The organism is Nocardia sp. NPDC051833 (genome assembly GCF_040681225.1).
Classification (GTDB): domain Bacteria; phylum Actinomycetota; class Actinomycetes; order Mycobacteriales; family Mycobacteriaceae; genus Nocardia.
In genome coordinates this window covers 3301902-3328248 of record NZ_JBFAYK010000001.1, presented here as the reverse complement: position 1 = coordinate 3328248, position 26347 = coordinate 3301902, and the positions used below count along the sequence as shown (strand labels likewise).

Here is a 26347-nt window from a genome sequence, read left to right as displayed (position 1 = left end):
ACCCATCCGAACATCCGGTTCGGTTATCCAGGCCAGCAAACGAGGCGCAACCGGAATGGTTTCGTAAGCTACGAATTCCATAGGCGCACAGCCTGGTTGACCCGGCCCACCGCCCGCGCGCGAACCCCCTGCTGTTCGCCCGCCGGTCGCGAGAACCGCGCCAACACCGGACCACCTCATCGGCCACGAAACCCCTGCTCATCGAAAACTGTTGCAATACAACAGTATTCGATACCACGTCGGCGCCGGAAGCGCGAACGGTGATGGGTACCAGTTGTTTACCACGAATCGTCCGGCCCCGACGGTTCGTTACCGGCGCCCACCAGCGCCTCCCCCGGCTCCCGGCGGCGCCGGGGGCCGGTATTCGGCCCGACGGGCCGGTGTCGGTTAGACTCCCCACCGCGCCCCTTTAGCTCAGTTGGTAGAGCTGGTGACTTTTAATCACTAGGTCGTAGGTTCGAGTCCTACAGGGGGCACCATGTTTTACCTGGCTGACCTGCGGGGATAGACGGCGCGGCCCTCCGAGCTCGCTCGCAGGCCGCCACGAATGCCCCAGCGACGGGCACGTGCGCCGCTTACCCTCTCGACGATTCCCCTCCCCACGACTCGGTCTGGGAGGTTCCTTGTGCACGGACCCTCAGTTCGTAGGCGTGAGTTCTTGTGATTCCCGCCACGATCATCGGGTGTTTCCGTCGTCCGGATGGGGCGGAAGGCCAGAGCAGACAGGGCGGTATTCCAGATCCGGGGAAACCCACTCCGCCCACTGTCGCCCGCTCATCTCGAATGTCAGCTTGTCGCACAGCAGGTCCGGCCAGGTGGTGGGACCGGGCCACGTCCACAGGGCCGAGTTGTTGGTGAGGTCCTGATGCCTGGTGAGGACGCCGGAGCCGTCCGCGTTGATCCAGACGTTCTCGATCCAGCCCGGCGACCCGTGCAAAGGCGTGCCGAGGGCGTGGCCGTCGGCCAGGTCCCAGAAGCGCAGGGTCTGATCACTCGAACCCGAGACGATGTAGCGGCTGTCGGCGCTGATCGCCACGCTGCGCACCATCGCCGCGTGCCCGTCCATCGCGGGACCGAGCTGCTCACCGGTCCGCATATCCCAGCGGCGCAGCGTGGTCTCCTCGCCGGTGACGAAGCGGGAACCGTCCGGGGCCACCGCCAACGACCAGATCGCATTGGCCTCGATCGCCTTGATGAGCGAGCCGGTGCTCGTATCCCACAGCCGGACCGAATCGGGGCTGTGCGTGATCAGGCGAGTGCTGGTGGGATCGAACTCGACGCTGCTGAAGTCGGCGGTATGTCCGGTCATGGGTGCGCCGATCGGCGTACCGGTTTCGGTGCTCCACAGGCGCACTGTCTGGCCGCCCGTAGCGGCGAGAAGGCGCCCATCCGGGCTGAGCGCGACCCCATCCGCCTCAGACAGCCCCTCGAACGGGCCGCCGACGACGTCCGCGGTCTCTGTGTTCCACAGCTGGACGACATTCGCGAGCGTGATCGTGGCCAGACGAGTACCGCGGGCATCGAATTTCAGCGCGCCTACCGGCTCGGCGAAACCGGTCAGCGGGCGACCGATCCGGTCACCGGTCTCGGTGTCGTAGAAAGTAACGACCCGGTCCGGTCCGGCGACCGCGACGCGACGGCCGTCCGCGCTGAGCGCCGCGCGGGCGCCGGCGTCGTCGGGAAAGTCCACCACGGCGAAACTGCGGCCGGTCTGCGTGTCCGTCAACCAGACAGTGCCGGTCGCCTCTTCCAGTTTCACGAACCGCCGCCCGTCCCTCTCGAACGCCAGCACCGCACCGAAGCCGGGCTTGGGCGACCTGTCGTCGGGTAGCCAGGGAGCGCCGAGCGAACCGGATCGGCCGACATTCCACACGCGCATTGTTCCGTCCCACGCGCTGGAAGCGAGGCGCTGACCATCCGGGCTGAACGCGACATCCGTGACCATGCCCACGTGGCCGGTCAGCGGCTGTCCTTCCGCACGCCCGGAGCCGACATCCCACAGCCGGACCGTGGTGTCGGACGACCCGGAGGCCAACTTGGTGCTGTCCGGACTGAACGCGACGGATTGGACCGCGCTGACGAGCCCCTCGTTCCCGAGGAGCGGTGCGCCGACCGGCTGGCGGGTTTCCGCGTCCCAGAGCAGCAGCGTCATACCGAATTCGGGCGCTACCTCCGCTATCTTGGCCGAGCCTGCGCTGCCCGTCGCGATGCGCCTGCCGTCCGGGCTCCACGCGACCGACTTCACCGGATAGGTGTGTCGGCGCAGAGTCTCAGGGCCAGCCCCGGGGGATGCGACATTCCAGATGCGCACGGTGGTGTCCTCGCCGCCCGAGACGAGGTTGCGCCCGTCCGGGCTGAATGCCACGGAGTGCACCGGTCCGTCGTGGCCGGTGAAGACCTCCGTCCGGCCGTCGGCGACATCCCACCACCGGATCGTGCCGTCCTTTCCGGCCGCTGCCACCGACTTGCCGTCCGGCGAGAAGGTGATCCTGTTCGGGGCCGTGTCGTAACCGGCCAAGGGCGGGCCGGTCAGCCGACCGGTATCGACGTCCCAGATCCGGACCGGGCCGTCCCCGGTGGCGGCGGCGATCCGCCGACCATCCGGGCTGAATGCCGCAGCGAACACGGCGCGTGATCCGAGCGACGACGCCTCGAAGTCCCGATCGATCCGAGATCCGGTCGCCGCGTCCCAGAGCCGCATCTCGATGCCGATGGTGAGGATTCGGTCGCCGGCCGGGCTGAACGCGATCCCCATGTCCGGCTTGACCGTCCGGATGTAGTCGGCCAGCACCTGGAAGTCCTCGGGCAGGTAGAACGGATCGTAGGGCTTACCCGTCCGCACGATCTTGTCCACCGCCGCTTCCGCATTCAACGTCCGCAGCAACGCACCCTCATCGAAGTCGGGCGTGATCTGGCGCGCCGCCAGCGTCTGCTGGATCGCCCGCACGTCGTCGCGCGGGCGAGCACCGGCCAGCATCGACTCGGTGTCGGAGACCAACCGCAGCCCGATCGCCTGGTTGCGTTGGCGCACCGCCTCCCGCTGCCGGTCGACGGCGACGAAAGCGGCGATGAGCGCGAGCACGGTGAGCAGGACCAGCCCCGCGACGGCGGCGCGGCGCAATCGCCGGAACCGGCGTTGTTCCCGCAGATCCTCCCCCGCGAGTTCGTATTTCGGCTTGCCGTGGATCGGCGCCGCCAGGTCGGTGAGCTTCTCCCGGAAGAGCGCGGCGCGCGGGTCCCACGGAGCGTCTTCGGTGACGTCGACGTAGAGGGGTTCGGTGGGGAGTGCGCCGGGCTCGGTCAGGACCGGAAGGGCGACGGTCGAGCGGTCGGGATCGAAGCGGTGCAGCTCGCGGTCCCATTTCACCTGGCCGCCCGCGACGACGAACAGCAGGTGTTCGGGGCCGCGAGTGCGCAACCAGTAGGCGATCTCGCGGTCCACCCATTCCGAGGCGGCCGAATGCGGGGACAGCACGACGATGCAGTAGCGGGCCTGGTCCATCGCCTCGGCGACCTTGCCCCACAGGTCGGGGCTGGCGGTCAGGTCGGTGGCGTCACGGAAGACCCGCAGGGCGTGCAGGCGGCCGACGCGGCGGCCGATGCGGTGCAGGCCGCGCTGGATGCCCGCCGCGATGGCGCGGTCGGCGTGCGAGTAGGACAGGAAGGCGTCGTAGGTGGGCGGCGACGTCTGCTTCGGCGGCGGGTCCGCCGCGATCGTCATCGGCTCGGCCATCGTCCTCACTCCCAACCGGTCTGCGCCGTTTTCTCCACGGTCGGCTTCCGCGCTCGCCGGGGCACGCGTAACCGACTACTCGGGTTGACCAACGAGGCCCGGATGACCAACGTCACGTGGCGACGCGCCAGACGCAGACGCCGCCGAAACCCCCGATTCCGCCATCTCGGTCCCCTACCCTGAGCCCGACCCGGGCACTACCGGGCCCCATTCGACACAGGCGGAGCCGATGACTTCCTTCGATGATTTGCTCTCCCAGGTACCGATCGCCCAGATCGCCGACCAGCTCGGCGTCGACCAGGCGACCGCGACCAACGCCGTCCAGGCGGCGCTCCCGACGCTGCTCGGCGGGCTGCAGGCCAACGCGGCCGAACCGCAGGGCGCCGCGTCGCTGCTCGGCGCGCTCGACAACCACGGCGGTCTCGTCGAGGGCGAGGGCGCCGTCGATCTGCAGCAGGTGGACGTGGCCGACGGCGAGAAGATCGTCGACAACGTCTTCGGCGACGAGAAGAACACCGTCATCAGCGCCCTCGGCGGCACCGGCGGGACCGGCGGCAACGACCTGATCGGCAAGCTGCTGCCGATCCTGGCGCCGATCGTGCTCGCCTACGTCGCCAAGCAGCTCACCGGCGGTGGCGGTGCGGCCGCACCGGCACCGCAGCCGCAGGCTTCCGGCGGCGGTCTCGGCGATCTGCTGGGCGGGCTGATCGGCGGCAGCACCAGCAGCGGCGGCCTCGGCGGCGTGATCGGCGAGGCGCTGGCGAAGAACGCGGGCGGCGGTCTGGGCAGCATTCTGGGCGGCCTGCTCGGTGGCAAGCGCTGAGAGGTTCCCCACCGGGAGCTAACACCGCGCGGCCCGCAGCGATAGTCCCTACGCTGCGGGCCGAACACCTAGACTCGTCAGCACGACGAGACGGCGTCGGCCGAGGTTGTGGCGTTGATCAAACTCGGCAGTATTCCGCTCAGTTGCGTTTCGCATCACACCTACGGTGCCGTAAGGTATGGCCGCATCGCGACGTTCGACCGTAAGCACGACAGCGAAGGGTTTTTTACATGGCAAGGGATCTGACTCAACTCGAACTGCTCACAGAGTTGGAGCCGGTTGCCGAAGAGAACGTCAATCGGCACCTGTCGCTGGCCAAGGAATGGCACCCGCACGACTACGTCCCGTGGGATGAAGGCCGCAACTTCGCCGCCATGGGCGGCATCGACTGGGATCCGGAGCAGTCCAAGCTCAACGAGGTCGCCAAGGCGGCCATGATCACCAACCTGCTCACCGAGGACAACCTGCCGTCCTACCACCGTGAGATCGCCGAGAACTTCTCCCAGGACGGCGCCTGGGGCACCTGGGTCGGTCGCTGGACCGCCGAGGAGAACCGGCACGGCATCGTGATGCGCGACTACCTGGTGGTCACCCGCGGTGTGGACCCGGTCGCTCTCGAGAACGCGCGCATGATCCACATGACCAACGGTTTCGCCTCGCCCACCGAGGTCGACGCCGGCTTCCTGCACTCGGTCGCGTACGTGACCTTCCAGGAGCTGGCCACCCGCGTGAGCCACCGCAACACCGGTAAGGTCTGCGACGACCCGATCGCCGATCGCATGCTGCAGCGCGTCGCCGCCGACGAGAACCTGCACATGATCTTCTACCGCAACCTCTGCGGCGCGGCCCTCGACCTGAGCCCCGACCAGGCGATCGAGGCCATCTCCCTGATCGTGGAGAACTTCCAGATGCCCGGCGCCGGCATGCCGAACTTCCGGCGCAACGGCGTGCTGATGGCCAAGCACGGCATCTACGACCTGCGTCAGCACCTCGAAGAGGTCGTGCAGCCGGTGCTCAAGAAGTGGAACATCTTCGAGCGGACCGACTTCACCGCCCGCGGTGAGGCCACCCGTGAGCGCCTGGCCGACTTCCTCGACAAGCTGGGCCAGGACGTGCTCAAGTTCGAGGAGCAGCGCGACAAGATGCTGGCCCGTGAGGCCAAGAAGCTCGAGCTGGCGCGCGTCTAGCCGACAACCACACAGCGCCGCCCTCCGGATCCGGAGGGCGGCGCTGTTGTCGTCGGTGGGCTACTTGGTCGGCAGGGCGCCGTCGGTGCTGCCGACGTCGGTGATCTTCCAGTCCTTGCCCGCGTCGACGGTGATGTTGTAGGTGACGGTGTTGCGCAGGCCGTCGGGGTTCTGGGCGTTGGTGGTGCTCACGTCGACGAACGCGGCCACCTTGTAGACGTCGCCCTCGTGCGACATCACCTTGGCGGTGATCGGCGTCGCGCTGGAGGTCCACTTGAGCGGGATGATGATCTGCTCCAGCTTGTCGCCGGTCGCCTCGAACTTGCCGGACAGCTCCGGCGAGGTGCCCGCCTTCAGCTTGGCCACCCAGGCGTCGACGTCCTGATAGTTCAGCGTCGCCGAGCCGACGGCGTAGTCGAGGGCGATCTGCTCGGCCTTCGCGTCGTCGGCGGCCTGCGCCTTCAGGTCGGACAGCTCGGAGCGCGCCGAGCCGAGCAGCACGCCGAGCACGATCGCGATGATCGCGAGGACGGCGATGACAGCGCCGCCGATCAGCGACGAGATCTGCACGGCGACCGTTCCCTTGTCCGGCTGCGCGGGCGCGGCGGCGGGCTTGGTCAGGTCGGTGGCGTCGTCAGCGGGTTCGGCCATGGGGTGGTTTCTCCGATTACGTGGGGACAGCGCACCGCCCGAGGCGACGGTGCCGGCAGACACAGGTTACTGAGCCGTAGCGCGCGCGGCGATCGGCCACGGCCGAATGCTGTCGTGTTGCTCACACGCGCGGGTGCTCCGGCGCGGTCATGATGCTGTAACCACGCGAAACAGGTAGTACGCGATATCGATCACACCGCGCGTGTCCGGTCGGCGACACGCCCCGCGAGCCGGTCGGCAACGGCCGCGCGGCGGCCCTGTGATCGGTCGCACCAGGGCTTTTTGTGGTCGCGACCTCGGGTGATGAGACAATGGCCGACGTGACTACCACGATGCCCCAGGTGACGACGCCGCTGCGGATCGGGCCCTACCCGGTCGATCCGCCGGTCGTGCTCGCCCCGATGGCGGGCATCACCAACCGCGCGTTCCGCACCCTGTGCCGCGAATTCGGCAGCGCGACCTCGATCTACGTCTGCGAGATGATCACCGCACGCGCGGTGGTCGAGCGCAACGAGAAGACGCTGCACATGATGTCGTTCGACGCCGACGAGAACCCGCGCTCGATGCAGCTCTACGGTGTCGATCCGAAGACGCTCGGCGAGGCGGTGCGGATCATCGTCGGCGAGGGCTGGGCCGATCACATCGACCTCAATCTGGGCTGCCCGGTCCGCAAGGTGACCAGGCTCGGTGGCGGCTCGGCGCTGCCGTACAAGCGCAGGCTGTTCGCCAACATCGTCCGGGAGATGGTCGCGGCGGCCGAACCCGCCGGCGTCCCGGTGACGTTCAAGTTCCGCGTCGGCATCGACGACGACCACCACACCTACCTCGACACCGGCCGCATCGCCGAAGCCGAGGGCGCGGCCGCCGTCGCGCTGCACGCCCGCACCGCGGCCCAGCTGTACTCCGGCGCGGCCGACTGGTCGGCCATCGCGCGGCTCAAGGAAACCGTCACCACCATCCCGGTGCTCGGCAACGGCGACATCTTCTCCGCCGACGACGCCCTGCGGATGATGCGCGAGACCGGCTGCGACGGCGTCGTCGTCGGCCGCGGCTGCCTGGGCCGCCCGTGGCTGTTCGCCGAACTCAGCGCCGCGCTGCGCGGTGAGCCGATCCCCGACGGGCCGACGCTCGGCCGCGTCGGCGAGATCCTGATCCGGCACGCGACCCTGCTCACCGCCCACGACGGCGAGGACAAGGCGATGCGCGATATCCGCAAGCACATGGCCTGGTACCTGATGGGCTTCCCGGTCGGCTCGCAGCTGCGCCGCAGCTTCGCCACCGTCTCCCGGCTCGCTCAGCTCGAAGACCTCGTCGCCCAGCTCGACCCGGCTGTCCCCTTCCCCACCGACGCCCTCGGCCCCCGCGGCCGCCAGGGCTCGCCGCAGACCAAGGTCGCCCTCCCCGACGGCTGGCTCGACGACCCCGAGGACGACACGGTCCCCGCCGCCGCCGATGTGATGCACAGCGGCGGCTGATTTCCGCCTGCCCGACCTTCCGCCTTCCGCGCCGGTCAGAGCGTCGCAACGAGATCGTCAGCGAATCTGTTGTGCACAGGAGTGGCCACTCGTGGCGGAATCGTTATCATTGCGGACATCGTTCGGCTGCGGTTCGAAGCGGAGCCGGGCGATGACGCGCATGCTGCGGCAGATAGAGAAGTGAGGTTCGTTGGTGGGTGACGATCGGCGTGGGCGAACGCCCCGGCCCGGAAGTCGCGCCCCCTGGGAGCGCTATCCGACGGCCGAACCCACCGAGCAGCCGGAGACGGGCGCGCGACGTTCCCGGCACGCGGACGCGGCCCAGGACCCCGCGGCGGCCCCGCTGACGGTGCAGGACCTCGTCGACCGCGTCGACAGCGAACGGACCCGGCGCGGCAGGCGCAACGGCGCCGCCGAGGCCGAGGGATCGCGGGCGGGCCGCCGGGCCCGCGAGCAGGCGCCCCGGCCCACCCAGCGCCCCGACCTATCCCCGCGCGTCGAGAGCTCGCCCGTCGTCGCCGACATCGCGGGCACTCCGCATCGCGCCGAATCCCCCGCCGACCGCACCGCCACCACCGCGCTGCCCGCCCAGGCCCCCGAGGCGGGCCGGGCGCCGCGCAAGCCGACCCCGCCCCGCCGGACCCACGATCCGATCGGCGACCCGGCCACCGACATCCTCCCCGCGGTCACCGCCGAGCCGCCGCAGCGCGCCCGCCCGGTCAAGACCGCCGCGGGTGGCGCACCACCGCGCCGCCCCGCCGCCGACGGCCGCCGCGGCAAGCAGGCGCGGATGGCGGGCCGGGGCGCCCTCATCTTCTTCGCGGTGCTGACGCTGGTCGTCACCGGCGGTGGCTGGAGCTATCTGCGCGCCACCAACAACAGCTTCAACCAGGTCTCGGCGCTCGACGGCGCCACCGAGGACGTGCTCGACGGCGACATGCAGCTCGGCGACGAGAACTACCTGATCGTCGGCACCGACACCAGGGCGGGCGTCAACGCCCAGCTGGGCGCAGGCACCACCGACGACGCCGAAGGCGCGCGCGCCGATACGGTCATGCTGGTTCACATCCCGAAGAACCGTTCGCGCGTCGTCGTCGTCTCCTTCCCCCGCGACCTCGACGTCACCCGGCCGCAGTGCGCGGGCTGGGACAACGAGAAGGCCGCCTACACCGACCAGAAGTTCCCCCCGTTCATGGGCGACAAGCTCAATGCCGTCTACGCGATCGGCGGCCCCCGCTGCCTGGTCGACGTGGTGCGCAAGATGTCCGGTCTGAGCATCGGCCACTTCATCGGCATCGACTTCGCCGGATTCCAGGCGATGGTCGACCAGGTCGACGGCGTCGAGGTCTGCTCCACCAAGCCGATCATCGACAGCGTGCTCGGCACGGTCCTCGAGACCTCGGGCAAGCAGCGCATCAACGGTGAGACCGCGCTCAACTATGTGCGCGCGCGCCACGTCGTTGGCGAGGAGCGCAGCGACTACGACCGGATCCACCGGCAACAGCAGTTCCTGGCCGCCCTGCTCCGCGGGGCGTTGTCGAGCAAGGTCCTGCTCGACCCGGGCAAGCTGCAGGGTTTCGTCGATGCCTTCCGGCAGCACACGTTCGTCGACGGCGTCGGTACCCAGGACCTGATGCTGCTCGGCCGATCGCTGCAGAAGGTCAATGCCGGTGCGGTGACGTTCATTACCGCACCGACCGCCGGGACCACGACCTACGGGAACGAGATTCCGCGCGAGTCCGATATCAAGGCGATCTTCCGCGCGATCATCGACGACCAGCCGCTGCCAGGAGAACAGACCGCCCCGCCGGTCACGAGCTCGGTGGAGGCGCCGCCGACGCAGGCGCCCAAGGTGCATGCCGTCAGTCCGGGTTCGGTGTCGGTCCGGGTATCCAACGGAACCGGCCGCACCGGCGTCGCACAGCAGGCCGCCAACAAGCTCAGCACGATGGGTTTCGGCATCTACAGCGTCGGGAACTACCCCGACGGCAGCGAGTCGACGGTGGTGCACTACTCGATGGGCAACGAGGCCGCGGCCGCGACTGTGGCCAGTTCGATCCCCGGCGCTGTCATCGAACGCGACGACAGCCTGGACGGGATCGTCGAGGTCATCCTGGGTTCGAGCTTCGCCGGACAGGTGCGCACCCCCACCGCGGTCGGTACCGAGATCCCCAACGTGGAGACCGGCAAAGCGATCGCGGCCGCACCGGTGGCCCTCCCGTCCGACCTCGAACACATGAACGCGGCCGACACCAGCTGCGACTGAGCCCCCCAGCCATCCGCCACCCGCAAAGTGGCAACCCCCGCTGAGCTGGCACGACACTGCCACACGGCATTCACCCACCGTTGGGTGACAGCGCCGGGGGTACCCACTAGGGTCTGCAATCATGCGTGTCATCTACAACGAGCAAATGGCCGATCTCGCCAACCTCCTGGGCGAGATGGCCGGTCTCGCTGGCCAGGCGATGGAACAGGCCACCCAGTCCCTGCTGCAGGCCGACCTCGCCCTGGCCGAGCAGGTCATCGGTGAGCAGGACCGGATCTCGGTGATGATCACCGAGGCCGAGGAGAAGGCCTTCGCCCTGCTCGCGCTGCAGGCCCCCGTCGCGGGCGACCTGCGCCAGGTGGTGAGCGCCATCCAGATCGTCGGAGACGTCAACCGGATGGGCGCGCTGGCCCTGCACGTCGCCAAGGTGACCCGGCGCCGCCACCCCAACCACGCGCTCCCCGAGTCGGTCAACGGCTACTTCGCCGAGATGGGCCGGATCGCGGTGAACATGGGCGCGGGTGCCAAGGAGGTGCTCGAGACCCGTGATCCCGAGCGCGCCGCCCAGCTCAACCAGGACGACGAGGCGATGGACGACCTCCACCGTCACCTGTTCACCCTGCTGATGGACCGCGAGTGGAAGTACGGCGTCGCCTCGGCCGTCGACGTCACCCTGCTCGGCCGCTACTACGAGCGCTTCGCCGATCACGCCGTCGAGATCGGCCGCCGCGTCATCTTCCTGGTGACCGGCGTGCTCCCCGGCGACGAGGACCTCGAAAGCTAGGTCACGGCAACGAGAAAGCCCCCGCACTCCGATCGGAGGCGGGGGCTTTCTCGTGGTGGTGTCTACCCGAAGCGGCCGGAGATGTAGTCCTCCGTGGCACGCTGGGTGGGGTTGGAGAAGATCTTCTCGGTGTCGTCGATCTCGATCAGCTTGCCGGGCTTGCCCTGCGCCTCGAGGTTGAAGAAACCGGTCTGGTCACTCACGCGCGCGGCCTGCTGCATGTTGTGGGTGACGATGACGATGGTGAATTCCTTCTTCAGCTCGGTGATCAGGTCCTCGATCGCCAGGGTGGAGATCGGGTCCAGGGCCGAACAGGGCTCGTCCATCAGCAGCACGTCGGGCGAGACCGCGATCGCGCGGGCGATGCACAGACGCTGCTGCTGACCACCGGAGAGGCCGCCGCCGGGCTTGTCCAGGCGGTCCTTGACCTCGTTCCAGAGGTTGGCGCCGCGCAGCGAGCGCTCGGCGACCTCGTCGAGTTCCTTCTTGTTGCGCACGCCCTGCAGCTTCAGGCCCGCCACCACGTTGTCGCGAATGGACATGGTGGGGAACGGGTTCGGCCGCTGGAACACCATGCCGATGGTGCGGCGCACACCGACCGGGTCGATGTTGGCGCCGTAGATGTCCTCGCCGTCGAGCAGCACCGCGCCCTCGACGCGGGCGTTCGGGGTCACCTCGTGCATCCGGTTCAGCGAACGCAGCACGGTGGACTTGCCACAACCGGAGGGACCGATGAAGGCGGTGACGCTGCGGGGCAGCACCGTCAGCTCCACGCTCGACACCGCGTGGAAGGCGCCGTAGTAGATGTTGAGATCTTTGACGTCGATCCGCTTGGCCATCTGAGTTATCCGTTCGCTTCTATCGGTTCCGGGTGAGCCACTTGTTGACACCGGCGGCGGCCAGGTACAGCGCCGCGATCATCAGGATGAGCGTGAGCGCCGCACCCCAGACACGTTCGCGACCAGCGGCCTCCGGGTTGGCCAGCTCTTGGTAGATCAGCAGCGGCAACGAGGCCATGTTGCCGTCGAAGATGTTCTGGTTGATCGACTTGCTGTAGCCGACCAGCACGAGCACCGGCGCGGTCTCACCCATGACGCGGGCCAGGGAGAGCAGGACACCGGAGATCATGCCGGGCGCCGCGGTGGGGATGACGATCCGCAGGATGGTCTTCCACTTCGGCACACCGAGCGCGTAGGACGCTTCCCGTAGCTCGTCGGGCACCAGCTTGAGCATTTCCTCGGTGCTGCGCACCACGACCGGCAGCATCAGCAGCACCAGCGCCAGCGAGACGGCGAAGGAACTCTGCGGCATGCCGAAGGTGGCGATCCAGAGCGCGAAGATGAACAGCGCGGCGACGATCGAGGGCACACCGGCGAGGATGTCGACCATGAAGGTGGTGACCTTGGCGAGCCGACCGCGACCGTACTCGACCAGGTAGACCGCGGCCATGATGCCCAGCGGCACCGCGATGATCGAGGCCACCGCGGCCTGCACGATGGTGCCGTAGATCGCGTGGTACACACCGCCGCCGGTCTGATCCGGCAGGATGCCCTTCTGCGAGTTCATCCACCAGTCGGCGGAGACGATCGCGGTGATGCCCTTGGTGACCACCAGGCCGAGCACCCACACCAGCGGGATCAGCGCGATCACGAAGCACAGCGTGACCAGGCCGGTCGCGACGTTGTTCTTGATCCGCCGACCGGTGCTGACGTGCCGGAAGGTAGGTGCCTTGACCGGCTTGTCGAGGGTCGTTGTGCTGGTCATCAGCCGTTCACCTTTCCGCCGGAAGCGAGGCGGGCCAGCGCGTTGACGACGAAGGTCAGCGCGAAGAGGACGAAGCCGGCCGCGATGTAGGCGCCGGTCGGCAGCGGTGAGCTGAACTCCGAAGCCGCCGAGGCGATCTTGGAGGCGAAGGTGTACCCGCCGTCGAACAGCGACCAGCTGCCTGCCTGGCTCGCGGTGCGCAGCACCACAAGGACGGCGATGGTCTCACCGAGCGCGCGGCCGAGGCCGAGCATGGAACCGGCGATCACACCGCTGCGGCCGTAGGGCAGCACGGTCATCCGCACGACTTCCCACTTGGTGGCGCCGAGCGCCTGCGCCGCCTCGATGTGGGCGCGCGGGGTCAGCGCGAACACCTCGCGGGCGACGGAGGTGATGATCGGCAGGATCATCACGGCGAGCACGACACCGGCGGTGAAGATGGTGCCACCGCCGCCGATCGAGACGTTGCCGTCGGAGAACAGGAAGAACCAGCCCAGCTTGTCGTTGAGGAACTGCTGGACCGGCGCGATCTGCGGCGCCAGCACCAGGAAGCCCCAGAGACCGAACACGATGGACGGCACCGCGGCGAGCAGGTCGATCAGCATCGTGAACGGCCTGCCGAGCCGCGACGGCGCGTAGTGCGTCAGGAACAGCGCGATGCCGACGCCGATCGGCACTGCGACGATGAGCGCGAAGATCGAGCTCAGCACCGTCACCATGAACAGATCGCGGATGCCGAACCGCAGGTGGTTGGCATCGTTGGTGGCGAACTCGGTGCTGGTGAAGAAGTTGACCTCGTCGGCCCTGACCGAGGGCACCGCGCGGATCAGCAGGAACAGCGCGATCAGCGCGATGGCCGCGACGATGGTCGCACCAGCTGCGGTGGCCAGCCACCGGAAGATCGTCTCGGCGTTCAGACGGCCTACGCGACCCGACTCAGGGGCCTTGTCGATTTTCGGTTCGGTCGGCATATTCGCAGTATCTCCGGCCGCCCGTGGGCTCGTCGAATTCGACGAGCCCACTGCGGTCACCTCAGGGTGCATGGTCATGGCCAGGAAGCGATCAGGAGATGGCGTTGATCGCGGTGGTCAGCTTGGTCTTGAAGGCGTCCGGCAGCGGCACGTAGCCGGCGTCGGCCAGACCGGCCTGACCGTTGGTGACGACCGAGGTCAGGAACGCCTTGACGGCCTTGCTGGTCTCGGCGTCGGCGTACTTGGAGCACACGATCTCGTAGGTCGCCATCATGATCGGGTAGGAGCCCGCGGCGGTCGGCTTGTAGAACGAGCTGGTGTCGAGCACCAGGTCGTTGCCCTCGCCCTTGACCTTCACACCGTCGATCGACTTACCGGCCGACTCGGCCGACAGCTTGACCGGGTCCTTGGACGCGGAGGTGATGATCTGCGCGATCGACAGGCTCTGCGCCTTGGCGAAGGACCACTCGTTGTAGGTGATCGAGTTCTTGGTGTTCTTGATCGCGGCCGAGGTGCCCTCGTTGCCCTTGGCGCCCTCACCGACACCGCCGTTGAAGGTCTTGCCGCCACCCTTGCCCCACGCGCCGTCGGAGGCGGCGTCGAGGTAGAGCTGGAAGTTGTCGGTGGTGCCCGACTCGTCGGAGCGGAAGATCACGGCGATCTTCTCCGCGGGCAGCTTGGCGTTGGGGTTCAGCGCCTTGATCTCGGGGGCATCCCAGGTGGCGACGGAGCCGTTGAACACCTTGGCGGCGGTCGGGCCGTCGAGGACCAGGTCGGTCACGCCGTCGACGTTGTAGGTGATGGCGATCGGGCCGAAGACGGTCGGCAGGTTCCACGCCGGGGCGCCGCAGCGCTCCTGAGCCTTGGCCGGCTCTTCCTTCTTCGAGCTCAGCGCCGAGTCGGAGCCACCGAAATCGGTCTGGCCGCCGATGAACTCGTTCACGCCCGCGCCGGAGCCGCTGGAGGTGTAGTTCAGGGTGTAGCCGTCGCAGTTGTTCTCGTACGCGGCGACGAAGCGCTCCATGGCGTTCTTCTGCGAGGAGGCACCGGACGCCTTCAGCGCCTTCTTGCCACCGCAGGCCACGCTGGTGTTGGCGGCGTTGCTGGTGTCACCCGTGGTGTTGTCATCGCTGCCACAGGCGGCCAGGGTCATGGCGCCCACGGCGACGACGCCGACCAGGGCACTGGTGCGCTTGAAGTTCACTTTTCCTCCGACATTGCTGACGACTCGCTCGGTCCCTCACCGGCCCGGGCGAGTTGGGCGGTGCGGATCGCGGGGAAACGCGCGCACCAGGCGACGACTGTGCCGCCCAGAAGTAACGTAAGGTCGCCCGGTTGACAGTTGGCCCGACGTGGGTTAACGCAAAATGAACAGCCCGGCGCGATTAGGGCCACGATTGTGACGTTTGCCCCAGTTTTACTCGCGCGTACCCCGTCAGCCGCGCACTATTCAGCGGCGCAGAAGAATTCACCGCGGGTGTGAGGTGTCTCGCACCCGGTCAGGACGCCGCGTAGGCGACGTCGATATGCGCGGGCGCGAACCCGAGCCGGGTGTAGGTGTGCACGGCGGCCGTGTTGTCGGCCTCGGTGTAGAGCAGCACCTCGGCGAGCCCTTCCGCGCGCAGGTACCGCAGCCCGGCCAGGGTCAGCAGCCTGCCGAGACCGCGCCCCTGCGCGGCCGGATCGATGCCGACCACGTAGACCTCGCCCGCGGGCGCGGCGTCCGGATGCGCCTTGGTCCAGTGGAATCCGAGCAGCCGAGCCGGATCGGCGGCGTCGAAGGCCAGGAACAGCCCGGCCGGGTCGAACCAGGATTCGGCGCGGCGGGCGGCGATGTCGCGCTCGGTCCAGCCGCCCTGCTCGGGATGCCAGGCGAAGGCGGCGTTGTTGACGCGCAGCAGTTCGGCGTCGTCGGCGGGACCGGCGTAGGTGCGCAGGACGAGGTCGTCCGGCACCACCAGCTCAGGTAGCTCCGGTGTTGCCAGCGAGCGGCGCATCTGCCACAGTTCCCGCGCGGTGACCAGTCCGAGGCCGGCGGCGAGCGCCTTGGCGGCGGGCAGGTCACCGTGCGCCCACACCCGCGCGCCGGGTCCGCCCTCGGCCAGCGCGGCGCGCACCAGCTCGGTGCCGACACCGGCGCCCCGGGCTGTCGGGTCGACCGCGACCTCGGCCATGGCGGGATGTTCGGCATGTGCCGCAACGAGATTCGCGTAACCGACGAGTTCGCCACCGCGTTCGGCGAGCAGATGCCTGGTCGACGGGTCGGTCTCGGCGAGGGACAGCACGGCCTGCTCGGAGACCGGCGCGACGCCGTCGGCGGCCTTCGCCCTGGCGAGCAGCTCGCGCACCACCGGCGCGGTGCCCGGCTCGACCCGGCCGGTCCAGGTCAGGGTTGCTGTCTGCGACATCGACGTCCTCCTCGCTGTGCGCGGCGCGCCGTTACCGCGCCGCGCCGTACCGTCCTGGCGCTGCTCGGCGCGACTACTGCGCGGTGCCGTTGAGCGGGGCCAGCGTGTCGTCGCCGTCGACGTCCTCGTCGGGGAAACTCACCACGTCGCCCTTGGCCGCGGGCGTCCTGGCCGGGCGCACCGCCTTGTAGCCGACGTTGCGCACGGTGCCGATCAGCGATTCGTACTCACTGCCCAGCTTGGCGCGCAGGCGCCGCACGTGCACGTCGACGGTGCGGGTGCCGCCGAAGAAGTCGTAGCCCCACACCTCCTGCAGCAGCTGGGCGCGGGTGAAGACCCGGCCCGCGTGCTGGGCGAGGTACTTGAGCAGCTCGAATTCCTTGTAGGTGAGGTCGAGCGGGCGGCCGCGCAGCCGCGCGGTGTAGGTGCCCTCGTCGATCACCAGCTCACCCAGCGTGATCTTGCCCGTGTTCTCGGGGCTGGCCACGCCACCGTTGCGGCCGACCAGCAGGCGCAGGCGCGCGTCCAGCTCGGCGGGGCCGGTACCGGGGAGCAGGATGTCGTCCAGGCCCCAGTCCGCGTTGACGGCCACCAGACCGCCCTCGGTCAGCACCGCGACGACCGGCACCGAGGAGCCGGTGCTGCCGAGCAGCCTGCACAGCCCCCTGGCCGCGGCCAGATCGGTTCTGGCGTCGACCAGCGCGACGTCGGCGCTCGCAGCCTCCAGCAGGGACGACACCTCGGTCGGCGCGGGCCGCACGTTGTGCGCCAGCAGCGACAACGACGGCAACACCGCATCGGGGTTGGGGTCGGAGGTCAGTAGGAGCAGCTCCACCGGGCTCTCCTCCTATCTCGTGGCTCCGCGGACGACAGCAGCCGCGTAGCTACGTCGCCGAAACACAGGTAAGTCGTCTGCAACATTAGCGCGTGCGCGGCCATGACCTCGCAACATGGTGGCCACGAGGTAACGCGTCGGCGCGCGCTTCGCCCGAACGGTAGCGCCGGATAGGCTGGCTCGCATGCGCAAGCTGATCATCGGGCTGCTGTGCCTGGCCGGTGTGGCGGTGGTGATCGATTTCGGCGCCGCCGCCTACACCGAGTACCACGTATCGCGGCAACTGCGGGCCGGAGCCGATCTGTCGGCCGACCCCGAAGTGACCATCAAGGGATTCCCGTTCATCGCCCAGGCGGTGTCGGGCCGCTACGACGACGTCCTGGTCCGTGCCCGCAGCATGCGCCCCGATATCCCGGGTGAGATCGCGCTCGAGGCCAATCTCTACGGGCTGCACGCCTCGGCGAGTCAGCTGATCGACGGCACGGCGCGCGCGGTGCAGGTGGACCGGGTCGAGGCCCAGATGGCGATCGAGCCGACCGAGCTCGGCCGTCTGTTCGGCATCCCCGATCTGCAGGTCCTCGGCCCGCCCGCCGACAAGGCCGACGGCACCGGCGGTTCGGGCGGTTCCGGCCTGACCACCGCGGGCGCCCATGTGCTCAAGGGCACACTGCCGGTCGCGCCCAACGGCCGGATCCTCGCGCCGGGCGTCACCCCGTCGAACAACACGACCAGGGTCGAAGTGCAGGTCGAGGCCGACCTGATGCTGGACGGGGACAAGATCCGGATCCAGGCCACCCGCTTCTACAAGGACCGCTCCGCGACCGCGGACACCCCGGTCTCGACCACGAAGACCGAGATCCTCGACGTCGATCGGCCCGCGGTGCTCGAGCGCTTCAGCCGTACGATCGATACCAAGGAATTGCCGTTCGGCATCGCCCCCACCGAAGTGGAGGCCAAGGGTGGCCAGATCATCGTCTACGGTGTCGGCCGCTCCCTGACCATCGACCTGGACCGATTGCTGCAACCATGATCGAACTAGCCATCCTCGCCGCCGTCGTGCTGGCCGCCGTCGCGGTGGGCCTGCTGCTGCGGCGCAACCAGGGCCGGGTCCGCCCGGCCGCCCTCGACCCCGAGACCGCGCAGCGCGCCCGCCTGCTCGACGCGGCGGGCGTCACCGGTGCCACCCCCGCGGTGCTGCACTTCTCGGCCGACTGGTGCGGCCCGTGCGACGCGGTGCGCCGCGTGGTCGCCGGCGTCACCGCCGACCTCGCCACGTCCCCGAACGCCCCGCGCGACATCGAGATCGACATCGACGCCGACCCCGCGCTGGCAAGGGAGCTCAACGTCCTCTCACTGCCGACGACCTTCGTCTTCGACGCCGACGGCAAAGAGCGTTTCCGCATCTCCGGGGTGCCGAAGGCGGGCGATCTGCGCACCGCGCTGGAACCGCTGACAGTGTGATCTGGCCCCCTGTTCCGGGGGGCCGGGACATTTCCCGACGAGACCGGGTAAACTACTCCCCGTGCAATCCGACCACGAGCTGATGCTCACCCGACGCCGCACAGTTGATCTGTGTCGGCTCGGTGGTTGTTGCTGCCTGTGCCGCTGAACGGTCGGCTTCTCTCCCGAGATTCCTGACGCCGACCTCTGTCCGCCGCGCGAGTGATCGACACGATCCCCCGGCGAACTGCAGTTCCCACTGAATCGACTCAGCGCAGGAGTTCGCACCATGACCATTTCCCCTGATGCCACCCCCCGGGTGGATGTTCGCGGGCCGCGTTTCGTGGCCTGGATCACCACCGGCGTGCTGGTTCTCGTGCTCGTCACCGCCGCCTTCTCGACCGCCGCCGCCGCGCTCCTGATCGGCCTGCAGGCCGTCGTGTTCGCGATCGGCGCGTCGGCCGGCCCCGCCAAGCACCCTTACGGCCGGATCTACGCCGCGCTCGTCGCGCCGCGCAACGGTCCGACCACCGAGACCGAGCCCGTGCCGCCGCTGCGTTTCGCGCAGCTGCTCGGCTTCGCGTTCGCCGGTCTCTCCCTGCTGGGCTTCGCGCTCGGCTCCCCGATCGTCGGCGCGGTGTTCGCCGGCTTCGCTCTGTTCGCGGCGTTCCTGAACGCGGCGTTCGGGGTCTGCCTGGGCTGCCAGATCTACCCGCTGGTGGCCCGCTTCCGCCGGTCCACTGCCCCGGCATCGAACTGAACCCCTGCAAGTCATCTCTGAAAGGAACAACATGGCTCGCTCCGATGTCCTGGTCTCCGTTGACTGGGCCGAAGAGAACCTCAACGCCCCCGGCGTCGTCTTCGTCGAGGTCGACGAGGACACCTCCGCCTACGAGGGTGGCCACATCGAGGGCGCCGTCCGGCTGGACTGGAAGACCGACCTGCAGGATCAGGTTCGTCGCGACTTCGTGAACCAGGAGCAGTTCTCCGACCTGCTCTCCGCGCGCGGCATCGCCAACGACGACACCGTCGTGCTGTACGGCGGCAACAACAACTGGTTCGCGGCGTACGCCTACTGGTACTTCAAGCTGTACGGCCACAACGACGTCAAGCTGCTCGACGGTGGCCGCAAGAAGTGGGAGCTCGACGGTCGTCCGCTCTCGCGTGACGCGGTCTCGCGCCCGGCCACCCAGTACAAGGCCGCCGCCCCCGACACCTCGATCCGCGCGTTCCGCGACGAGGTCATCGCGGCCATCGGCGCCAAGAACCTGGTCGACGTGCGTTCGCCCGACGAGTTCTCCGGCAAGATCCTGGCGCCCGCGCACCTGCCGCAGGAGCAGAGCCAGCGTCCCGGCCACATCCCCGGCGCGATCAACGTGCCGTGGAGCAAGGCGGCCAACGAGGACGGCACCTTCCGTTCCGACGCCGAGCTCGCCGAGCTGTACAAGGACGCGGGCCTGGACGGCGAGAAGGAGACCATCGCCTACTGCCGCATCGGTGAGCGTTCCTCGCACACCTGGTTCGTGCTGCAGGAGCTGCTTGGCCACCAGAACGTCAAGAACTACGACGGCAGCTGGACCGAATACGGTTCGCTCGTCGGTGCACCTATCGAGTTGGGAGCGTAAATCTATGTGTGCAGCACCTACCCAGGGTCAGGCCATCCCGGCCGGCGTCGACGTGGAGAAGGAGACGGTCATCACCGGCCGCGTCCTGAGCGCCGACGGTCAGCCGGTGGGCGGCGCGTTCGTGCGTCTGCTCGACGGCAACGGTGATTTCACCGCCGAGGTCGTGGCCTCCGGCACCGGTGACTTCCGTTTCTTCGCCGCGCCGGGTTCGTGGACCCTGCGCGCGCTGTCCTCGTCGGGCAACGGCTCGGCCGAGGTCCGCCCCGAGGGCGCCGGCATCCACTCGGTGGACGTCGAGGTCGCGAAGTAAGTACCTCACAACGGCCCTGGTAGTTCCTGTGCGGGAACTACCAGGGCCGTTTTCGTGTCCGCCCGGCCGAGTCGCTAGACTCCGATCGTGGTCCTCTTCTTCGAGATTCTCCTCATCGCCGTGTCGATCCTCATCGGCTGGTTCGGCCTGTACGTCTTCTACCGGCTGTTCACCGAGTCATGAGCGGGCTCGCGAGCGAGGGTTCCGATCCGGCCGAGCGAGCGAGCACCGAGCACGACGCTCCGGCCGAGCGTCGAAGCGGCGACGAGGCAGTGAACACCGCTGCCGAACGCGCGAAAGCGACCGGCGTCCGAAACATTTCGGTCCTGCCGGGTCTTCCGCTGCCCGAGGACACCGCGAATCTGCGCGAGGGTCCCGATCTGAACCACGCCATGCTGGCGTTGCTGCCGCTGGTCGGCGTGTGGCGCGGCGAGGGCGAGGGCAATCACTCCGCCGACGGCGACTACCGCTTCGGCCAGCAGATCGTCGTCTCGCACGACGGCGGCGACTACCTGATCTGGGAGTCGCAGACCTGGAAGCTCGACGGCGAGGGCAATTTCGAGCGCACCGATCTGCGCGAGAGCGGCTTCTGGCGCGTCGGCACCGAGGGTGACGACGAGATGCTCGAACTCCTGCTCACCCACAGCAACGGCATCGTCGAACTGTTCTACGGCACCGCCCGCACCCAGTCCTCCTGGGAACTGGCCACCGACGTGGTGATCCGCAGCCAGTCCGGCGCGGTCGTCGGCGGCGCCAAGCGCCTCTACGGCATCGTCGAGGGCGGCGATCTGGCCTACGTCGAGGAGCGCGTCGACGCCGACGGCGCCCTCGAACCCCGCCTGTCGGCCCGCTTGCAGCGCTACATCGGCTAGCGACCGTCCGGCTCGCCACTCGTCCGCAGCGAAAACCGTGACTCAGCCGCGTTCCCTCGCGGCTGTCAGGTCGACGTCCAGGTCGAAGGGCGAGCTGGTCTTCAGGCGGTCGTGATAGATCCCGACCGGCACATAGCGCACGGAGACTGGATCCAACTCGTAGGCGTAGACCACCACGCGGTCTTCCGAACCGCGTTCGACTCGCCAGAAGTGCGGAATGCCCGCCATCGAGTACTTCCGCGGCTTGGTATCGCGATCACGCTCCTCGGAATCGGGGGAGACTACTTCGACGGCGAGGACTACGTCTTCGACGAAGTAGTAGCTCTCCGGCTCCGGACGATCGAAAGCCTCGGCCGTCACGACGAGTACGTCTGGCTCCGGCATCTGTCGCGGACCGAGCCATACGGCCATTTCGCGGTCCGCCCGCAGGTTCTCGGGAGTCTGTGCGTCCAGCGCCCGGCGGAACATGGAAGTTACCTGCCGGTGCCACTTTCGCTGCGGACTCACGAAAACAAGACCCCCGTCGATCAACTCGGTATGGTTGGGCAGGTCGCGCAGCTGGAGAAAGTCGTCAACAGTGAATCCACCGGCAGGTGGAATCGGCCACTCGTGCACCGGATCGACGGTCATGTGCACATGGTAGCGGCTCGTTCTGCCGCCGATGAGGTCGTTTTCGTGCCGCGGAAATGGAGCGACCCCCGAGCCGTTCCGCCACGCTCGAGAACATGACGGTCCCGGTTGGATAGGCCGGGGGCTCGGGGGTCGGGTGACTGCCTGGGATTCGCTCAGCGCACCGCTGGGGAATCTCCCGCAGTGGTGCTGCTAGCGGGCAGCCACCTCACGCATCCGATGAACATACATTCTTCAGACCACCTCCTCTCTTGTGTACCGACGAATCTATCGGTGCGCCGCGAGGTCGGCAATTGATTTTCTCGCGGGTCTGACCTGGGCGGATGCCGGTCAGTGCGCGGGGTGGACGACATGGCGGGCACCGGTCGCGTCGACGGTGACGATCGTGTCGGCGCGGTGGTGCGCCGGGAGCTGGTGGGTGACCACGACGACCGTCCGATCCGGGGCGACCAGTCCGCTGTCGATGTCGAGCAGATCCAGCACCAGCCGCTCCCCCTCGGCGGCCGTCAGGTGCTCGGTTGGCTCGTCGAGCAGCAGGGTGTGCGCGGGGGCGACCAGCGCGCGGGCGAGCAGGAGGCGGCGGCGCTGACCGCCCGAGACCGTGGCCGCGCCCGCCGTCAGCCCGGTGTGCACCCCGTCCGGCAGGGAGCCCAGCCAGGGGCCGAGTCCGACCAGGCGCAGTGCGGCCTCGGCGTCCTCGGCTGTCAGGTCACCCCTGGCGACCCGCAGGTTCTCCAGGATCGAGGTGCCGAACAGATGGGCGTCTTCGGCGAAGAAGGTGACGCCGTCTCGCGGCGTATCGAACAGGCCCGCCCAGGCCATGAGCAGCGTCGTCTTGCCCGCCCCACTCGGTCCCACCACGACGATTCGACGACCATCGGGTAGCGGAAATCGCGACGAGGACGGTTTCTCGCCCGGCCCGCGCCCTGGGTCCGCCGCACTGTGGGCAGGGGTGCCGGGATCTGCGGTGCCGGTCGCGGCAGTCGTGCCAGTCGAGCCGGTCGCAGTGGCCCCGACATCGGTTTGGGGCGTCTCGATGGTGGCGGTGTCAGTTGTGGCGGTTTCGGCGGCGCGAAGGCGGTGGAGGGCGGCTCGGGAGGTGGTCAGGGTGGTCGCGGCGGCGGGGAGGGCGCCGACGGCTTCGAAGGCCGACAGGGGGACGAGGACCAGGATGGTGAGGGCCATCGGGGTCATGCCGCCGGGGAGGCCGCCGGTCGGGCCGTAGGCCGCGATGCCGACCAGGAGCGCGCCGAGCGCACTGACGCCGATCGAGAGCGGGGTGGCCGCGGCGGCCCACGCGCTGTGCGCGGCGGCCGTGTCCTCGGCCCGCACCGCGCGCCCATTCGCCGTGTCCGCCTGGGCGAGTGCCGCGTCGAGCTTGCCCGCCACCCGCAGTTCGGCCGCGTGGTCGAGCACGGTGACCGCTTCCGCCGTGAACTCCGCCCGATCGGCCCGCACCGCCTGCTCGGCTTCCCGCGCCGCCACCCCGGCCAGCCAGGGCGCGAGCATCCCCGAAACAGCTAGGGCGACAGCCAGAATCCCCGCCGCTGGCACCGAGATGAACGCGATCAGCCCGATCGCCGCCAGCGACAGGATCACCGCCACCGCGACCGGAACCAGCACCCGCACCACCACCGCACCGAGATCATCGATATCGGCACCGACCCGCACCAGCAGATCCCCCCGCCGCATCTCCCGCAGATCGCCACCACCCGAGAGCACAGGCAATTCACCGCTCCGCCGCGAATCCACCCCCACGCCGACGCCGCTGTCCGGAGACTCAGACAGCTCACCGGCGCCCCTCCCCGAATCGACGGCCACGCCCGGCGCCTCGCGCAGATTGCCGACAGCACCCGACCTCACCCCCAAATCGGCATACCCGCCCGACTCGTCAACAGCGCCCGGCGCCTCGCGCTGACCGTCGAGCGCATCCGACCCTTCCCGCGGATCAGCGCGTCCGCCGGACGACATCGCTGTGGGCCGGTCGGCCGACGACCCGCCCCACCACCAGATATCCGCATGCGCGAGCGTGCGATACACCGTGGTCCGCGCCGTCGTCATCGCCCGCAGCGCCACATCATGGGTAGCCAGCCGCTCCAGATAGCGGCACAGCCCGCGCGAGATGCCGAGTGCCCGGACGGCGACCACCGCCACGCTCAGGTACAGCACGGGCGGCATCTGCCAGGCCCGTGCGATCAACCACGCCGCCAGCGCGGCCAGCGCGAGCCCGCTGCCCAGCGCCGCCACACCCCAGGCGATCGCCACCACGACCCGCCACGGCGAGAGCGCCAGCAATCGCCACATCTCCCGCAAGTCCTGGATCAGCGACCCGCTCCCGGAACCCCCACGCATCGAACCGATTTCACTCACGACACCGACACCCCCTCCGCGCCACGAACGGCCACATCGCCCCGACCGCACCCGAGTGATCCGGATTCCACATGCGCATCGGCCACACCTCCGCGTCGCGGCGCCGCGTCGGCGCTCGTCGGCCGGGCGCTGTCGCCGCGATCGGCGTCGCCGCCGTGGCAGCCGATGCCCTTGTCCGGCTGCGCATCCGGTGACGCTCCCTCGCCCGGCACGGCAAGCGGCGTAGCGGGGTCGACGGAGTGCTCGCCACCGGGCGCTGTGGGCGGCTGGGCGGGATCGGGGTCGCCGGTGCCGGGCGCAGTGTTCCCGACCACCTCCACGACGACATCGGCGGCGGCCAGGACGGTCGGGCGGTGGCCGACGATGACGACGGTCGCGCCCGCGGTGGCGAGGGTGCGCAGGGTGGTGAGCACCTGTTGTTCGCTGTGGGAGTCGAGGTGGGCGGTGGGTTCGTCGAGCAGGAGGACGGGGCGGCGGGCGGCCAGGACGCGGGTGAGGGCGAGGCGTTGACGCTGGCCGAGGGACAGGCCCAGACCGGCCTGACCCACCCGGGTGTCCCAGCGGTCGGGGAGTTCGTCGAGGACGGTGTCGAAACCCGTTGCGGCGCTGATCTCGTCGAGGTCGGCGGCGGTGGAGTGCGCGCCGAGTAGTTCGATGTTCTCGCGCAGGGTGCCGGGGACCAGCACGGGGCGCTGGGGCAGCCAGGCGATGCGCGCCCACCAGGTGTCCGGGTCGAGCGCGCGGACGTCGGCGCCATCGACGAGGACCGCGCCCGCGTCGGGTGCGATCAGGCCCAGAATCGCTTGCAGCGTGGTCGATTTGCCGCATCCGTTCGGCCCGGTGAGCACCGTGATCAGGCCAGGGGCCAGGTCCGCGGTCAGGCGATCGGGCGCGTTCCCGGATCGTGCTGCGATGGTCAACCCCCGCACCACGATGTGCGGTCCCGCTTGCCCACCGCGGTCCGCACGGCACCGGGTGATCTCTGCCGCGCCGGGTCCGTCGCCGCGATCCACACCGCCCGGGTCGAGCCCGGCACCGCGCACCGCCTCGGTGCTCTCGGCATCCTCGGCGGCCATTCCGGGCGTCTCGCGCCCGACATCGATTCCGTGGGCGCCGAGAGCCGCCCCGCCGGGCCGCGAGCCCATCGAATCCGCGTGATCGGCCGACGAATTCGCCGATTCCAGGACCGCGAAAGCCTTGTCGGCCGACGCCATCCCGTCCTGCGCCGCGTGGAACTTCTCCCCCACCTGCCGCAGCGGCCAGTACACCTCCGGCGCGAGGATCAGCGCGACGAGCCCGGCGTACAAGGTCATCTCGCCGTAGACCAGCCGCAGGCCGATCGCGACGGCGATCAGCGCGACGCTCAGCGTCGCCAGCGATTCCAGCACCATCGAGGACAGGAAGGCGATCCGCAGCGCGCGCATGGTCCGCTGGCGCAGCGAATCCCCCAGCGCCCTCACCTGATTCACCATGCTGGGTCCGTCGGGCCCCTCGCGGCCGAGGGCACGCAGCGTCGGCATGCCTGCGAACAGGTCGAGCAGCTGATCGGACAGGCGGGTGGTCGCGGCGAGGGTCGCCTCGGCGCGGCCCTGGGTGAGCAGCCCGATGAGGATCATGAACACCGGGATCAGCGGCACCGTGATGATCGCGATCATGGCCGAGGTCGGATCGTGGAAGGCGATGACCGCCAGCACGATCGGCGGCACCAGGCAGGCCAGCAGCAGGGCGGGCAGATAGCCGGTGAACCACCCGCGCAGCCCGCTGAGGCCGTTGCCGACGACCACCGCGATCTCGGTGCGCCGGGCGTCGAGTTCCCGTGGCGGCAGCTCGGCACCGGCCCGCAGCACCGCCGATTCGAGTTCGGCGACGACCGTCGCACCGGCCCGGTGGGCCAGCCGCGCCTGCCACCAGCTCGCCACGCCACGCACCGCGACCGCGATCGACAGGCCGATCAATTCGCCTGTCCACGCGCCGAACTCACGCTTGCCGGGATCGGTGATCACCCCGGCCAGCACCCGGCCGAGCAGCACCGCCAGCACCACGATGGTCGCCGTGATGACCAGTGCGAGCAGCACCGACACCACCAGATGCGGCCGGGCCGAACGGGCGTACTTCCACAGCCGTGGGTCGACGGGCGGACGCCTGCCCGGCTGCTGCCGCTCGGCGGCCGATCCGTCCGCGGCCGCGTCCGCCCGTGTCATCG

General features: G+C 69.1%; 22 protein-coding genes and 1 tRNA gene. 12 read left to right on the top strand and 11 right to left on the bottom strand.

The annotated features are described in order from the left end of the window. Positions 1-403: 403 nt before the first annotated feature. A tRNA-Lys gene (locus AB0L91_RS15175) sits at positions 404-479 on the top strand. A 197-nt stretch (positions 480-676) separates the two neighbouring features. On the opposite strand, the gene AB0L91_RS15170 is transcribed toward AB0L91_RS15175, so the two are convergent. Further along, the gene (locus AB0L91_RS15170) at positions 677-3733 is read right to left on the bottom strand and encodes a TIR domain-containing protein (RefSeq protein WP_365010281.1); all 3057 of its coding nucleotides are present in this window, start codon (positions 3731-3733) and stop codon (positions 677-679) included. Between the two features lie 229 nt (positions 3734-3962). Here AB0L91_RS15170 and AB0L91_RS15165 point away from each other — a divergent pair, with 229 nt between their 5' ends. Both AB0L91_RS15165 and AB0L91_RS15160 read left to right on the top strand, forming a co-directional pair. Beyond that, positions 3963-4556 carry a DUF937 domain-containing protein gene (locus AB0L91_RS15165; RefSeq protein WP_365010279.1) on the top strand — a complete coding sequence of 198 codons (594 nt, stop codon included), beginning with the start codon at positions 3963-3965 and terminating at the stop codon, positions 4554-4556. A 230-nt stretch (positions 4557-4786) separates the two neighbouring features. Beyond that, a complete protein-coding gene (locus AB0L91_RS15160; protein WP_357346327.1) occupies positions 4787-5743 on the top strand; it encodes an acyl-ACP desaturase in 957 nt (318 codons plus the stop codon). Between the two features lie 60 nt (positions 5744-5803). Here AB0L91_RS15160 and AB0L91_RS15155 read toward each other — a convergent pair whose 3' ends face one another. After that, positions 5804-6394, bottom strand: a complete 591-nt coding sequence (locus tag AB0L91_RS15155) for a hypothetical protein (protein WP_357346326.1) — start codon at positions 6392-6394, stop codon at positions 5804-5806. Positions 6395-6726: 332 nt separating this feature from the next. Between AB0L91_RS15155 and dusB the strand changes: the two genes are divergently transcribed. The 3 genes from dusB (at position 6727) to phoU (ending at position 10919) form a co-directional block, all read left to right on the top strand. Next, positions 6727-7869 carry a tRNA dihydrouridine synthase DusB gene (gene dusB / locus AB0L91_RS15150; protein ID WP_355271722.1) on the top strand — a complete coding sequence of 381 codons (1143 nt, stop codon included), beginning with the start codon at positions 6727-6729 and terminating at the stop codon, positions 7867-7869. A gap of 193 nt (positions 7870-8062) precedes the next feature. Continuing rightward, complete coding sequence (locus AB0L91_RS15145) at positions 8063-10135, top strand: LCP family protein (protein ID WP_365010278.1); 2073 nt, start codon at positions 8063-8065, stop codon at positions 10133-10135. Between the two features lie 121 nt (positions 10136-10256). After that, positions 10257-10919 (top strand): phosphate signaling complex protein PhoU, encoded by a 663-nt coding sequence (phoU, locus tag AB0L91_RS15140; protein ID WP_355271007.1) that lies wholly within the window; start codon positions 10257-10259, stop codon positions 10917-10919. Positions 10920-10981: 62 nt separating this feature from the next. On the opposite strand, the gene pstB is transcribed toward phoU, so the two are convergent. The 6 genes from pstB to AB0L91_RS15110 all read right to left on the bottom strand — a co-directional run bounded on the left by pstB (position 10982) and on the right by AB0L91_RS15110 (position 16897). Then, positions 10982-11758 carry a phosphate ABC transporter ATP-binding protein PstB gene (gene pstB / locus AB0L91_RS15135; protein ID WP_218715899.1) on the bottom strand — a complete coding sequence of 259 codons (777 nt, stop codon included), beginning with the start codon at positions 11756-11758 and terminating at the stop codon, positions 10982-10984. Positions 11759-11777: 19 nt separating this feature from the next. Further along, positions 11778-12683 carry a phosphate ABC transporter permease PstA gene (gene pstA, locus AB0L91_RS15130; RefSeq protein ID WP_355271003.1) on the bottom strand — a complete coding sequence of 302 codons (906 nt, stop codon included), beginning with the start codon at positions 12681-12683 and terminating at the stop codon, positions 11778-11780. Continuing rightward, on the bottom strand, positions 12683-13654 hold the full coding sequence (pstC, locus tag AB0L91_RS15125) for a phosphate ABC transporter permease subunit PstC (RefSeq protein ID WP_355271001.1): 972 nt from the start codon (positions 13652-13654) through the stop codon (positions 12683-12685). The genes pstA and pstC overlap by 1 nt, the downstream gene beginning before the upstream one ends. 91 nt (positions 13655-13745) lie before the next feature. Continuing rightward, the gene (gene pstS / locus AB0L91_RS15120) at positions 13746-14858 is read right to left on the bottom strand and encodes a phosphate ABC transporter substrate-binding protein PstS (protein WP_365010274.1); all 1113 of its coding nucleotides are present in this window, start codon (positions 14856-14858) and stop codon (positions 13746-13748) included. A gap of 295 nt (positions 14859-15153) precedes the next feature. Then, positions 15154-16062, bottom strand: coding sequence for a mycothiol synthase (gene mshD / locus AB0L91_RS15115; protein ID WP_365010272.1), 909 nt, complete (start codon positions 16060-16062; stop codon positions 15154-15156). A gap of 73 nt (positions 16063-16135) precedes the next feature. Then, positions 16136-16897, bottom strand: coding sequence for a response regulator transcription factor (locus AB0L91_RS15110; protein WP_365010269.1), 762 nt, complete (start codon positions 16895-16897; stop codon positions 16136-16138). A 184-nt stretch (positions 16898-17081) separates the two neighbouring features. Between AB0L91_RS15110 and AB0L91_RS15105 the strand changes: the two genes are divergently transcribed. From AB0L91_RS15105 to AB0L91_RS15080, 6 genes are all read left to right on the top strand, one after another. Further along, positions 17082-17927: an LmeA family phospholipid-binding protein gene (locus AB0L91_RS15105; protein WP_355270994.1), complete on the top strand. Its 846-nt coding sequence runs from the start codon at positions 17082-17084 to the stop codon at positions 17925-17927. Next, positions 17924-18358, top strand: a complete 435-nt coding sequence (locus tag AB0L91_RS15100; RefSeq protein WP_355270993.1) for a thioredoxin family protein — start codon at positions 17924-17926, stop codon at positions 18356-18358. Before AB0L91_RS15105 ends, AB0L91_RS15100 begins: the two co-directional genes overlap by 4 nt. A 268-nt stretch (positions 18359-18626) precedes the next feature. Beyond that, complete coding sequence (locus AB0L91_RS15095; protein ID WP_355270991.1) at positions 18627-19097, top strand: DUF4395 domain-containing protein; 471 nt, start codon at positions 18627-18629, stop codon at positions 19095-19097. 31 nt (positions 19098-19128) lie between these two features. After that, the gene (locus AB0L91_RS15090; RefSeq protein WP_357346321.1) at positions 19129-19962 is read left to right on the top strand and encodes a sulfurtransferase; all 834 of its coding nucleotides are present in this window, start codon (positions 19129-19131) and stop codon (positions 19960-19962) included. Between the two features lie 4 nt (positions 19963-19966). Next, on the top strand, positions 19967-20272 hold the full coding sequence (locus AB0L91_RS15085; protein ID WP_022565856.1) for a DUF1416 domain-containing protein: 306 nt from the start codon (positions 19967-19969) through the stop codon (positions 20270-20272). Positions 20273-20451: 179 nt separating this feature from the next. Beyond that, positions 20452-21144: an FABP family protein gene (locus AB0L91_RS15080; protein WP_365010264.1), complete on the top strand. Its 693-nt coding sequence runs from the start codon at positions 20452-20454 to the stop codon at positions 21142-21144. A 42-nt stretch (positions 21145-21186) separates the two neighbouring features. On the opposite strand, the gene AB0L91_RS15075 is transcribed toward AB0L91_RS15080, so the two are convergent. The 3 genes from AB0L91_RS15075 to cydD form a co-directional block, all read right to left on the bottom strand. Further along, a complete protein-coding gene (locus AB0L91_RS15075) occupies positions 21187-21774 on the bottom strand; it encodes a Uma2 family endonuclease (RefSeq protein ID WP_365010262.1) in 588 nt (195 codons plus the stop codon). A gap of 330 nt (positions 21775-22104) precedes the next feature. Then, positions 22105-24126 carry a thiol reductant ABC exporter subunit CydC gene (gene cydC / locus AB0L91_RS15070; protein ID WP_365011309.1) on the bottom strand — a complete coding sequence of 674 codons (2022 nt, stop codon included), beginning with the start codon at positions 24124-24126 and terminating at the stop codon, positions 22105-22107. 14 nt (positions 24127-24140) lie between these two features. Next, a complete protein-coding gene (gene cydD / locus AB0L91_RS15065; RefSeq protein ID WP_365010259.1) occupies positions 24141-26345 on the bottom strand; it encodes a thiol reductant ABC exporter subunit CydD in 2205 nt (734 codons plus the stop codon). Positions 26346-26347 lie beyond the last annotated feature (2 nt).